12 protein-coding genes are annotated in these 12578 nt (G+C 61.4%); all 12 read left to right on the forward strand.

The features are described 5' to 3' along the window. Positions 1-240: 240 nt before the first annotated feature. Complete coding sequence (locus ACN0YF_RS01450; protein ID WP_417483581.1) at positions 241-609, forward strand: NADH-quinone oxidoreductase subunit A; 369 nt, start codon at positions 241-243, stop codon at positions 607-609. Between the two features lie 4 nt (positions 610-613). Continuing rightward, the gene (locus tag ACN0YF_RS01455) at positions 614-1180 is read left to right on the forward strand and encodes a NuoB/complex I 20 kDa subunit family protein (protein ID WP_417468051.1); all 567 of its coding nucleotides are present in this window, start codon (positions 614-616) and stop codon (positions 1178-1180) included. A gap of 11 nt (positions 1181-1191) precedes the next feature. After that, entirely contained in the window at positions 1192-1794 is a 603-nt protein-coding gene (locus ACN0YF_RS01460; RefSeq protein ID WP_417493049.1) for an NADH-quinone oxidoreductase subunit C, read from the forward strand. Between the two features lie 3 nt (positions 1795-1797). Next, positions 1798-3000 carry an NADH-quinone oxidoreductase subunit D gene (locus tag ACN0YF_RS01465; RefSeq protein WP_417493050.1) on the forward strand — a complete coding sequence of 401 codons (1203 nt, stop codon included), beginning with the start codon at positions 1798-1800 and terminating at the stop codon, positions 2998-3000. Then, positions 2997-4040, forward strand: coding sequence for an NADH-quinone oxidoreductase subunit NuoE (gene nuoE, locus ACN0YF_RS01470; RefSeq protein WP_417493051.1), 1044 nt, complete (start codon positions 2997-2999; stop codon positions 4038-4040). The genes ACN0YF_RS01465 and nuoE overlap by 4 nt, the downstream gene beginning before the upstream one ends. Beyond that, positions 4040-5350: an NADH-quinone oxidoreductase subunit NuoF gene (gene nuoF, locus ACN0YF_RS01475; protein WP_417483383.1), complete on the forward strand. Its 1311-nt coding sequence runs from the start codon at positions 4040-4042 to the stop codon at positions 5348-5350. The genes nuoE and nuoF overlap by 1 nt, the downstream gene beginning before the upstream one ends. 493 nt (positions 5351-5843) lie before the next feature. Next, positions 5844-7937: an NADH-quinone oxidoreductase subunit NuoG gene (gene nuoG, locus ACN0YF_RS01480; RefSeq protein ID WP_417493052.1), complete on the forward strand. Its 2094-nt coding sequence runs from the start codon at positions 5844-5846 to the stop codon at positions 7935-7937. Positions 7938-7940: 3 nt separating this feature from the next. After that, entirely contained in the window at positions 7941-9020 is a 1080-nt protein-coding gene (nuoH, locus tag ACN0YF_RS01485) for an NADH-quinone oxidoreductase subunit NuoH (RefSeq protein ID WP_417483353.1), read from the forward strand. Between the two features lie 5 nt (positions 9021-9025). Further along, a complete protein-coding gene (nuoI, locus tag ACN0YF_RS01490) occupies positions 9026-9514 on the forward strand; it encodes an NADH-quinone oxidoreductase subunit NuoI (RefSeq protein ID WP_417483354.1) in 489 nt (162 codons plus the stop codon). A 42-nt stretch (positions 9515-9556) separates the two neighbouring features. Next, on the forward strand, positions 9557-10168 hold the full coding sequence (locus ACN0YF_RS01495) for an NADH-quinone oxidoreductase subunit J (RefSeq protein WP_417493053.1): 612 nt from the start codon (positions 9557-9559) through the stop codon (positions 10166-10168). Beyond that, positions 10168-10476 (forward strand): NADH-quinone oxidoreductase subunit NuoK, encoded by a 309-nt coding sequence (gene nuoK / locus ACN0YF_RS01500; protein WP_417483384.1) that lies wholly within the window; start codon positions 10168-10170, stop codon positions 10474-10476. Before ACN0YF_RS01495 ends, nuoK begins: the two co-directional genes overlap by 1 nt. Before the next feature lie 7 nt (positions 10477-10483). Beyond that, positions 10484-12577: an NADH-quinone oxidoreductase subunit L gene (nuoL, locus tag ACN0YF_RS01505; RefSeq protein WP_417493054.1), complete on the forward strand. Its 2094-nt coding sequence runs from the start codon at positions 10484-10486 to the stop codon at positions 12575-12577. The last annotated feature ends 1 nt before the right edge of the window (position 12578 follow it).

Below are 12578 nucleotides of genomic sequence, written 5' to 3' on the forward strand. Positions count from 1 at the left end.
GGCTTTCCACACCCATATTTGAGACCCGTTCGCAACTGCCCGGTCAAACCTCCCCATCTGCCGCAATCACTGAAATTACGCCGCCTTTTGCCCTTGCCCCTGACGCCGGTGCGATCTAGCTTCCGCGCCAAATCGGGCAGGGGGCTGTCGTGGTGTTTCGATTCGTCAATTTGATGATCGGGCACTGGAAACCCGGCGGATACCGGCCCGGTATCGGACGCAAACTGGCGAGGCCCGGCAATGGACGCGTTGCTTCTCGACTACCTGCCTATCTTGATCTTCTTCGGCATCGCGGCAGCGCTGGGTGTAGGCTTTATGGCCGCCGCCTTCGTGATCGCGCCCTCGAATCCTGATCCGGAAAAAGTGTCGACCTATGAGTGCGGCTTCGAAGCCTTCGATGACGCGCGCATGAAATTCGACATCCGCTTCTACCTCGTCGCCATCCTGTTCATCATTTTCGACCTCGAAGTGGCCTTCCTCTTCCCGTGGGCGGTATCGCTGCGCGAGAGCCTGGGTCAGTTCGAATTCTGGTCGATGATGGTCTTTCTCACCGTGCTCACCATCGGCTTCATCTATGAGCTGAAAAAAGGCGCGCTGGATTGGGAATGAAGCCATGACCTCAGACCTCACCCCCCATGCCGGCCAGGCCGGCCGTGCGACAGTGCCCGGCTATGATCCGAAGGCGCACGACCCCTTCTTCGACGGTGTCTCCGACGCGCTCGCTGACAAGGGCTTTGTCGTCGCTGCCGCCGATGATCTCGTCACCTGGGCCCGTACCGGTTCCTTGATGTGGATGACCTTCGGTCTGGCCTGTTGCGCCGTCGAGATGATGCAGGCGTCGATGCCGCGCTATGACGTGGAGCGTTTCGGCTTCGCACCGCGCGCCAGCCCCCGTCAGTCCGATGTGATGATCGTCGCCGGCACCCTGACCAACAAGATGGCCCCGGCCTTGCGCAAGGTCTACGACCAGATGCCCGAGCCGCGCTATGTCATCTCGATGGGCAGCTGTGCCAATGGCGGCGGGTATTATCATTATTCCTACGCCGTCGTGCGCGGCTGTGACCGCATCGTGCCGGTCGATATCTACGTGCCCGGTTGCCCGCCCACCGCTGAAGCCCTCGTGTACGGAATTCTGCAATTGCAGAAGAAGATCCGCCGCGAAGGCTCGATCGAGCGCTAGGAGAGGACGAGATGAGCGAAGCCCTCACGACGCTTGGCGAGCATATCGCTGCGGCCCAGGAATCGGCGGTCACCGGCTGGGACATCAAGTTTGGCGATCTGACCATCCATATCCACCGGGATCGCGTCACCGAAGTCCTCCGCTTCCTGCGCGATGATCCGGCCTGCCGTTTCACGACCCTGATCGATCTGTGCGGGGTGGATTATCCGCAGCGCGCCGAGCGTTTCGAAGTGGTCTATCACCTGCTCTCCATGCATCAGAACCAGCGCATCCGCGTCAAGCTGACCACGGATGAGGACACGGCGGTCGACAGCTGTCACGAGCTCTTCCCGGTCGCCGACTGGTTCGAGCGCGAAGCCTTCGACATGTATGGCATCACCTTCGCCAACCATCCGGACCTGCGCCGCATCCTCACCGATTACGGTTTCGAGGGGCATCCGCTGCGCAAGGATTTCCCGCTGTCGGGCTATGTCGAAGTGCGCTGGGATGATGAGCAGAAACGCGTCGTCTACGAACCGGTCGAACTGGTCCAAGCCTATCGCGATTTCGATTTCATGAGCCCGTGGGAGGGTGCCAAATACATCCTTCCCGGCGACGAGAAGGCGGAGGGCTAGGCCATGGCTGACGACGCGACCAATACCGCCCCGCGCAATTTCACGATCAATTTCGGACCGCAACACCCGGCTGCGCACGGTGTGCTGCGCCTGGTGCTCGAGCTCGATGGCGAAGTCGTCGAGCGGGTCGATCCGCATATCGGCCTTCTGCACCGCGGCACCGAGAAGCTGCTGGAACACAAGACCTATCTCCAGGGCATCGGTTATTTTGACCGGCTCGACTATGTCGCGCCGATGAACCAGGAACATGCCTTCTGCATGGCCGCCGAACGCCTGGCCGGGATTTCCGTGCCCAAGCGCGGCGAATATGTGCGCGTGCTGTATTGCGAGATCGGCCGGATCCTCAATCACCTGCTCAATGTCACGACGCAGGCGATGGATGTCGGCGCACTGACGCCGCCGCTCTGGGGTTTCGAAGAGCGCGAAAAGCTCATGGTCTTCTATGAGCGCGCCTCGGGCAGCCGCATGCATGCGCATTATTTCCGTCCCGGCGGTGTCCACCAGGACCTGCCGCCGCAGCTGATCAGCGATATCCGGGCCTGGTGCGCACAATTCCCGGCCAAGCTCGATGATATCGACAAGCTGTTGACCGAGAACCGCATCTTCAAGCAGCGCAATGTCGATATCGGCGTTGTCACCAAGGAAGACGTGCTCGCCTGGGGCTTCTCCGGCGTGATGGTGCGCGGTTCCGGCCTGGCCTGGGATCTGCGCCGGTCGCAGCCCTATTCGGTCTATGACGAACTCGAATTCCGCGTTCCGGTTGGCAAGAATGGCGATTGCTATGATCGCTATCTGTGCCGCATGGAAGAAATGCGCGAGAGCGTGAAGATCATGCTCCAGTGCTGCGACTGGCTGGAAAAACCGGAAAACCAGGGCGAAGTCCTGGCGACCGACTCCAAGTTCTCGCCACCGCGCCGCGCCGAGATGAAGCGCTCGATGGAAGCGCTGATCCAGCACTTCAAGCTCTACACCGAGGGCGTGCACGTCGAGGAAGGCGAATGCTATGTCGCCGTCGAGGCGCCCAAGGGCGAGTTCGGCGTCTATCTCGTCTCCGACGGCTCCAACAAGCCGTATCGCGTCAAGATCCGCGCGCCCGGCTTTGCCCATCTGGCAGCACTGGATTTCATGAACAGGGGCCACATGCTGGCCGATGTCTCCGCGATCATCGGATCGCTGGACGTGGTCTTCGGGGAGATCGACCGATGAGCGTTCGCCGTCTCGCCAAACAGCAACCGGAAAGCTTCACCTTCAGCGCGGACAGCGAGAAGGAAATTGCGTTCTGGCTGGCGAAATATCCGGAAGCCCGCAAGGCTTCGGCCGTTATTCCCCTGCTCTGGATCGTCCAGAAGCAGGAGGGCTGGGTGCCCGAGCCGGCGCTGCGCGCTGTCGCCGAGCGGCTGGATATGGCCTATATCCGCGTCTACGAAGTCGTCACCTTCTACACCATGTTCAACCTGGCTCCGGTCGGGGAACATCTGATCCAGGTCTGCGGCACGACGCCATGCATGCTGCGCGGCTCGGGCGATCTCATCAAGGTGTGCAAGTCGCGCATCGGTGAGGCCGGCGCGATCTCCGCCGACGGCAAGTTCACCTGGCTTGAAGTGGAATGCATGGGCGCCTGCGCCAATGCGCCGATGTTCCAGCTCGCCAACAAGGATGGCGATCACTACGTCGAAGACCTTGATGCCGCCAAGTTCGAGCAGATTCTCGACGATCTCGCCGCCGGCAAGGCCATCAAGTACGGCCCGCAATCGGACCGCGTCTCCTCGGAAGCCCACGGCACGACCGTCCTCACCGATCCGAGCCTGTATGACGGTTCTCGCGCCAAGCCGATCAATTTGCCCAATACCGGCAGCGCCAAGCCTGCGGCGCCCGCCGCCAAGCCCGAGCCTGCCGCCAAACCGGCGCCTGCGCCCAAGCCCGCTGCGGCCACCAAGCCGGTCAGCAAGACCAAGCCGAAGCCGGCGCCGAAGGTGAAGGCCGAGCCTGCTGCTGCAACAAGCGGCGGCAAGGCCCCGAAAACATTGAAAAAAGCCAAGGGTCAGCCCGATGATCTCAAGCGTTTGAGTGGTGTCGGCCCCAAGCTTGAGCAAACGCTGAACGAGCTCGGCTTCTTCCATTTTGCGCAGATTGCGCAATGGGGGCCGGAAGAGATTGCCTGGGTCGACAGCCGTCTGAAATTCAAGGGCCGGATCGAACGTGAAGGCTGGGTGGCGCAAGCCAAGGCCCTGGCGGAGGGCGCATGATGCCTCAGCTTCTGCAAGACAAGGACCGCATCTTCACCAATCTGTTCGGGCATCACAGCCCGGATCTGGAAGGTGCGAAACAGCGCGGCTGCTGGAACGGGACCACCGAGATCCTGCAGCAGGGCCGTGACTGGATCATCGACAATATGAAGGCTTCGGGCCTGCGCGGCCGTGGCGGCGCCGGTTTCCCGACTGGCCTGAAATGGTCCTTCATGCCCAAGGAAGTGGGCGCGCGCCCGCATTATCTCGTCGTCAATGCGGACGAGTCCGAGCCGGGCACCTGCAAGGACCGCGAGATCATGCGCCATGATCCGCATCTGCTGATCGAAGGCTGCCTGATCGCTTCCTTCGCGATGCAGGCCCATGCCTGTTACATCTATCTGCGCGGCGAATACGTCACCGAGCGTCTGGCGCTCGAAAAGGCCGTAGCCGAGGCCTACAAGGCCAAGCTGATTGGCGACAAGAATGTCCATGGCTGGCCATTCCACGTCTATATCCATCACGGCGCCGGCGCCTATATCTGCGGCGAAGAGACGGCACTGCTGGAAAGCCTGGAAGGCAAAAAGGGCCAGCCGCGCATGAAGCCGCCATTCCCGGCCAATGCCGGCCTGTATGGCTGCCCGACCACCGTCAATAACGTCGAATCCATTGCGGTTTCCGGCACCATATTGCGCCGCGGCGCCGAATGGTTCTCTTCCTTCGGGCGTGAACGCAATGTCGGCACCAAGATCTTCTCGATCTCCGGCCATGTGAACAAGCCGTGCAATGTCGAAGAAGCGATGTCGATCCCGATGCGGACCCTGATCGAGACCCATGCCGGCGGCGTGCGCGGCGGCTGGGACAATCTCAAGGCCGTCATCCCGGGCGGTTCGTCTGTCTCGCTGCTGCCGAAACATATCTGCGACGATGTGTTGATGGATTTCGATGCCCTGCAGGCCCACAAGTCCGGCCTCGGCACCGCCGCCGTCATCGTGATGGACATGTCGACCGATGTCGTCAAAGCCATCGCGCGGATCTCGTATTTCTACCGCCATGAAAGCTGCGGCCAGTGCACGCCATGCCGCGAAGGCACAGGCTGGATGTGGCGCGTGCTCGAGCGCATGTCGCGCGGCGAGAGCGAGATCTCCGAGATCGACATGCTGCTTGATGTCGCCGGTCAGGTCGAAGGTCACACGATCTGCGCCCTTGGCGATGCCGCCGCCTGGCCGGTCCAGGGCCTGATCCGGCACTTCCGTCCGGAGATTGAGTCCCGCATCAATAATTATCGCGCCGGCAAGCCGGTGTTTGTTTCGCAAGTCGCGGCGGAGTAGGGCGGGCTGTGAGAACTCTCCTCACATATGTTCTGGCGGCGCTCTTGGCAGCGGCTGTGTGCGCGCTCGTTCAAGCGGCGGCTCCGAGCCTGATCGGCAATGACGGCTCAGGGCCAGGCGCTGGGAATTTTAACTCGGCGCTTTCACAACTCTTCGGGTCAGTGATCGCGGCATTCGTCTTGTTGATAGTGTTTGGGAGTGCGCTTTGGGCGATCAGCTCTAGTGCGCTGCGGGTCGCAGGTGTGTCTCTTGGTGCGATAGGCCTCGCCTTGGTTGGGGCTGCGCTATTTTCCGTCGTTGCGATTATTACGTCGGTGTTGGCAGTTGAGGGGTTGCTTTCCCAATACGGAATCGGCTTCGAAACCCAAACCGGTCAATCGGCGCTGGCACAGCTCGCGGTGATGGTGGGACTCGCATGGGGTTCCGCAGGCGCCATCTGGGGCACAGTTTTTTGGTTACGGGCGCCTAAGCCCCAAACAGCAGGGATTGCGGCATGAGCGAAGATCTCCGCAAAATCATTATCGACGGCCAGGAAATCGAGGTTCCGAATTCCTACACGCTGTTGCAGGCCGCCGAGACTGCCGGGCGCGAAATTCCGCGTTTCTGCTATCACGAGCGCCTGTCGGTGGCCGGCAATTGCCGCATGTGTCTGGTCGAGCTGGTGGGGGCACCCAAACCGGCAGCTTCGTGCGCCATGCAGGTCAAGGATATGCGCGGCGGGCCGAATGGCGAGCCGCCGGCGATGAATACGCTCTCGCCCATGGTCAAGAAGGCGCGCGAAGGGGTGATGGAGTTTTTGCTCATCAATCACCCGCTCGATTGCCCGATCTGCGACCAGGGCGGCGAATGCGACCTGCAGGACCAGGCGATGGCCTATGGCCGCACCGGTTCGCGCTTTCCTGAAAACAAGCGCGCTGTCGAAGACAAGGAAATGGGTCCGATCGTCGCGACCGAGATGACGCGCTGCATCCAGTGCACGCGCTGCGTCCGCTTTGTCACCGAAGTCGCCGGTGTGCCGGAGATCGGCATGATCGGCCGCGGCGAGGATGCCGAAATCACCACCTATCTGGAACAGGCCATCACGTCGGAACTGTCCGGCAATGTGATCGATCTCTGTCCGGTCGGTGCGCTGACCTCCAAGCCCTACGCCTTCAACGCCCGCCCGTGGGAACTTGAAAAGACCGAGACCATCGATGTGATGGATGCGGTCGGCTCGAATATCCGCGTCGATGCGCGCGGGCCTGCGGTGCTGCGCATCCTGCCGCGCGTGCATGAGGGCGTGAATGAGGAATGGATTTCCGACAAGACACGCTTTGCCTGGGAAGGCCTCGGTCGCCAACGTCTCGACAAGGCCTATGTGCGCGAAAACGGCAAGCTCCGCCCGATCGACTGGCCTGAAGCCCTGACCATTGCTGCCGAAAAGCTCTCCGGTGACGCTTCGAAGATCGGCGCCATTGCCGGCGACCTCTGCCCGGTCGAGGAAATGAAGGCCGCCAAGGACCTGTTCGATGCCCTCGGCGTCGTCTCCTATGATTGCCGCCAGGATGGATCGAAGCTCAATTCGGGCACGCGCCAGTCCTATCTCTTCAACTCGACCATTGCCGGTATCGAAGAGGCCGACGCCATCCTGATCGTCGGTGCCAATCCGCGCATTGAGGCGAGCATCATCAATGCCCGCATCCGCAAGACCTGGCTGCACAATGACACCAAGGTCGGGCTGATCGGTGCGCCGGTCGATCTGACCTATACCTATGAGCATGTCGGGACGTCCGCGGCGGATCTGGCCGGTCTGGCCAAGAAGCGCTCCGGCTTCATCAAGACGCTCAAGGACGCCAAGCGTCCGATGATCATTCTCGGTTCGGCCGCCCTTGCCGGCGCTGATGGCGAGCAGGTGCTGCGCGCCGCCGGCGAACTCGCTGCGGCCGTTGGTGCCGTGAGTGCCGACTGGAACGGTTTCAACGTGCTGCACACGGCGGCCAGCCGCGTCGGCGGTCTCGATCTCGGCTTCGTGCCGGGTGAGGGGGGCTATGACGTCGCCGGCATGCAATCGGCCAAGATGGACACCATCGTGCTGATGGGCGCCGACGAGCTCGACATGGCCAGCTTTGGCGATGCCTTCGTGATCTATCTCGGCAGCCATGGCGATGCCGGTGCCCACCGCGCCGATCTCATTCTGCCCGGCGCCGCCTGGACCGAGCAGGACGGCATCTACGTCAATACCGAGGGCCGGGTTCAGCTTGCCTCGCGCGCCGTCTTCCCCAAGGGCGAAGCCAAAGAGAACTGGGCGATCTTCCGTGCCCTGTCCGAGCGCCTCGGCAAGACACTGCCCTACGACAATCTGGAACAATTGCGCCGCAAACTCTTCGGCAGCAACGCCGTCTTCGCCGGGATCGACTATGCCCCGGGTGCCGATGACGCTGCCGAGTTTGACGTTGCCAAAATTGGCGCTGCCGGCGATGTCGCCTCGGCCGATTTCGGCGTTGCGGTGACGAATTTCTACTTTACCAACCCGATCGTGCGGGCCTCGAAGACGCTGGCGGAATGCTCCGCCATCGCCGCCGGGCCGGCCCAAGCTGCGGCGGAGTAAGCGATGAGCGATTTCATCACCCAATTCGGCGTCTGGGGCGGTCTTGGCATGGCCGTGCTGCAGATCCTCGGCTTCACCATTGTGTTGCTGGTCTCGCTGGCCTTCCTGCTGTTGATGGACCGCAAGGTCTGGGCCGCGGTGCAGATGCGCAAAGGACCGAACGTGGTCGGCGCCTTCGGCCTGCTGCAGTCCTTCGCCGATTTCTTCAAATTCGTGTTCAAGGAAATCGTCATTCCGGCCGGCGTTGATCGCACGCTCTATATCCTGGCGCCGCTGATCACCCTGATCCTCGCCTTCGCGACCTGGGCCGTGGTGCCGGTCGCTCCGGGCTGGGTCATCTCCGACCTCAATGTCGGTGTCCTCTACCTGTTCGCCATGTCGTCGCTGGGTGTCTATGGCATCATCATCGGCGGCTGGGCCTCCAACTCGAAATACCCCTTCCTCGCGGCCTTGCGGTCTGCGGCGCAGATGGTCTCCTACGAAGTCTCGATCGGCTTCGTGATCGTTACCGTGCTGCTGTTCGCCGGCTCGATGAACCTCACCGTCATCGTCGAGGCGCAGTCGGGCGGGTTCTGGAACTGGAACGTGCTTGCCGGGCGGGCCCTGTTTGAGGACGGCTGGCCGATGTTCCTGGTGATGATCCCGATGACGGCGATCTTCTTTATCTCGGCGCTGGCCGAGACCAACCGGCCGCCGTTTGATCTGGCCGAGGCCGAGTCCGAACTCGTCGCCGGCTATCAGACCGAATATTCCTCGACGCCCTACCTGCTGTTCATGATCGGCGAATATCTCAACATCGTCCTGATGTGTGCGATGACGACGATCCTGTTCTTTGGCGGCTGGAACTCGCCGATCGACCTGGATACCAGCGGCTGGCCCTACATGGTCTCGCACCTGTGGTACTTCTTCTGGTTCGCGATCAAGATCGTCTTCTTCTTCTTCATGTTTGCCATGGTGAAGGCACTCGTGCCGCGTTACCGCTATGACCAGCTGATGCGTCTGGGCTGGAAGATCTTCCTGCCGACCTCGCTCGCTGCGGTCGCATTGGTCGGCGCCTACATCGTCTTCGGGGCACAGGGATAATCGTCATGGGACGTATCGAACAAACCATTCGCGGTGCCTTGCTGATGGACTTCTGGTCCGCCTTCGGCATGGGCATGCGGTATTTCTTCGCCAAGAAGGCGACGCTGAACTACCCCTTCGAGAAAGGGCCGCTCAGCCCGCGCTTCCGTGGCCAGCACGCCCTGCGCCGCTACGCCAACGGCGAAGAACGCTGCATTGCCTGCAAGCTGTGCGAAGCCATCTGCCCGGCCCAGGCTATCACCATCGAAGCGGAACCTCGTGAAGACGGCTCGCGCCGCACCACGCGCTACGACATCGACATGACCAAGTGCATCTATTGCGGCTATTGCCAGGAAGCCTGCCCGGTCGACGCCATCGTCGAAGGGCCGAATTTCGAATACGCCGTCGAGACGCGCGAAGAACTGTATTACGACAAGGCAAAACTGCTCGCGAACGGCGATCGCTGGGAACGGGAAATTGCCAAGAACCTGGAACTTGACGCGCCGTATCGCTGATACGGGGCTGGTCTGAGAAGCAAGAGAACGGAAGAGGGCGCTATGCTCGCAACACTGGCCTTCTGGGCCTTTTCCGGAGTGGCGATTTTTTCGGCCCTTATGGTCGTCATCGCGCGCAATCCGGTCAGGTCGGTCTTATTCCTGATCCTCGCCTTTTTCTCGGCGGCGGGCCTCTTCGTCCTGCTCGGCGCGGAATTCCTCGCCATGCTGCTGATCGTTGTCTATGTCGGCGCGGTCGCGGTGTTGTTCCTGTTCGTGGTGATGATGCTCGATGTCGATTTCACCGAGCTGAAACAGGGCTTTCTCAGCTATCTGCCGCTCGGCGCCATCGTCGCCCTGGTTCTGGCCGGTGAGCTGATCCTGATCACGATGAACTGGCAGGCTTCGCCCCAGGCTGAATCGCTGCGCGCTGCGGCGACGCCGGAGGGCATGTCGAACATCGAGGCGCTCGGCCAGATTCTCTATGACGACTACATCTTCTTCTTCCAGACCTCGGGCCTGGTTCTGCTGGTCGCCATGATCGGCGCCATCGTGCTGACCCTGCGTCACAAGACCGGCGTCAAGCGCCAGAGCGTGACGGCCCAGGTCGGCCGCCGCCGCGAAGAGGCGATCGAAATGCTCGACATCAAACCAGGACAGGGGATTGGCGAATGATCGATATCGGTCTGGGACATTATCTCGCCGTCGCGGCGATCCTGTTCACCATCGGCGTGTTCGGGATTTTCGTGAACCGCAAGAACGTCATCATCCTGTTGATGTCGATCGAGCTGATCCTGCTCTCGGTGAATTTGAACCTGGTGGCGTTTTCAAGCTTCCTCGGCGATCTCGCCGGGCAGGTCTTCGCCCTGTTCGTACTCACCGTCGCCGCTGCCGAGGCCGCTGTCGGCCTCGCCATTCTCGTCGTCTACTTCCGCAACCGGGGTGATATCTCGGTTGAGGGCGCCAATCTGATGAAGGGCTAAGGGGATTATGGCAGTTCTCATCGTCTTCGGTCCGCTGTTTGCCGCTGCCTTTGCAGGCCTGTTCGGCAATTTCATCGGTCACCGCGCCGCCCAGATCGTCACCACGGGCTTTGTCGTGGTGTCGGCCTTGTTGTCGATCCTGAATTTCTTCGACGTCGCCTATGGCGGCAACAGCCAGACCATTCACCTGGCGACCTGGATGTCGGTCGGCACGTTTGATGTCAGCTGGGCGATCAAGCTCGACACGCTGTCATCGGTGATGCTGGTCGTGGTCACCAGCGTCGCCTCGCTGGTCCATATCTACTCCTGGGGCTATATGGCGCACGACCCGCACCGGTCGCGCTTCTTCGCCTATCTCTCGCTCTTCACCTTCGCCATGCTGGCGCTGGTGACGGCAGACAATTTCCTCCAGCTCTTCTTCGGCTGGGAAGGCGTCGGTCTCGCCTCCTATCTGCTGATCGGTTTCTGGTACAAGAAAAAGTCCGCCAATGACGCCGCCATCAAGGCCTTCGTCACCAACCGGGTCGGCGATTTCGGCTTTGCCATCGGCATCATGGCGCTCTTCCTGGTGTTCGGTTCGGTCAGCTTCAGCGATGTCTTTGCCCAGGTCGGCGACCACACCGCGACGACGCTGGCCTTTGCCGGCATGGAGCTGCCTGCGATCGAGCTGATCGCCTTCCTCCTCTTCATCGGTGCGATGGGTAAGTCGGCCCAGTTCTTCCTGCACGTCTGGCTGCCCGATGCGATGGAAGGCCCGACGCCGGTCTCCGCCCTGATCCACGCGGCCACCATGGTCACCGCCGGTGTCTTCCTGGTCTGCCGCTGCTTCCCGATCTTCGAGCTGGCACCGAACGCGTCGGCCTTCATCACCGTGATCGGTGCGCTGACGGCCTTCTTCGCGGCCACGGTTGGCCTGGCCCAGAACGACATCAAGCGCGTCATCGCCTATTCGACCTGTTCCCAGCTGGGTTACATGTTCTTCGCCGCCGGCCTCGGCCTGTATGGCGCAGCGATGTTCCACCTGTTCACGCACGCCTTCTTCAAGGCGCTCCTGTTCCTCGGATCCGGCTCGGTCATCCATGGGCTGCACGATGAGCAGGACATGCGGAAAATGGGCGGCATCTATCAGATGATGCCTGCGACCTGGATCATGATGCTGATCGGGACGCTCGCCCTGACCGGTGTCGGCCTGCCGTTTGCCGCGCTCGGTGTCGGCTTCCTGCCCGATATCGGTTTCGCCGGCTTCTTCTCCAAGGATGCGATCATTGAAGGGGCCTATATGGCCGGCCAGCAGGGCATTGCCTTCGGCAATCTCGCCTTCTGGGTCGGTGTCATCGCAGCGCTTCTGACCAGCTTCTACTCCTGGCGCCTGATCTTCATGACGTTCAACGGCACCTTCCGGGGTGACAAGCACACCTTCGACCACGCCCATGATCCACCGTGGACGATGATGGGCGCACTGGTGGTGCTCGCGGTCGGTGCGATCTTCGCCGGCGGTCTGATGAAGAATGATTTCATCGGCGGCAATTCATCCCATTTCTGGAATGAAAGCCTGCCCGGTGCCGTGCACGGACCGGCCGTTGCCGGAGCCGATGCCGACCATGGCGCACCTGCGGCAGAACACGGCGACGGGGCAGAGCATGCCGTGGCAGCCAATGCGCACGCAGAGGCCACTGATGGTGAGGCTCATGCGGGTGGCGAACATCCGCCGGTCTGGGTCATTCTGGCTCCGTTTATCGTGACGCTGGTCGGCTTCCTGGCTGCGGTTTATGCCTATCTGATCAATTTCGGCATGGGTGCGCGGATCGCCGCCCGTGGTGGTCCGATCTACTCGCTGCTCTACAACAAATGGTATGTCGACGAGATCTACCACTTCATTTTCGTGAGAGGCGCCAAGGGCCTGGGCGATCTGTTCTGGAAATTCTTCGATGTGCGCATCATTGACGGCTTCGGCCCCAATGGTGTCGCCAGCACGACGCTCGCCGCAGCGAAACGCATCGCCAAGGCGCAGTCCGGCTATGTCTATCACTACGCATTCGTCATGCTGATCGGTATTCTGGGGCTGACGCTCTGGATCCTGGTCGGCGCAGGAGGCCAATAGC

The sequence above is a fragment of the Maricaulis sp. genome (genome assembly GCF_048270265.1).
Taxonomy (GTDB): domain Bacteria; phylum Pseudomonadota; class Alphaproteobacteria; order Caulobacterales; family Maricaulaceae; genus Maricaulis.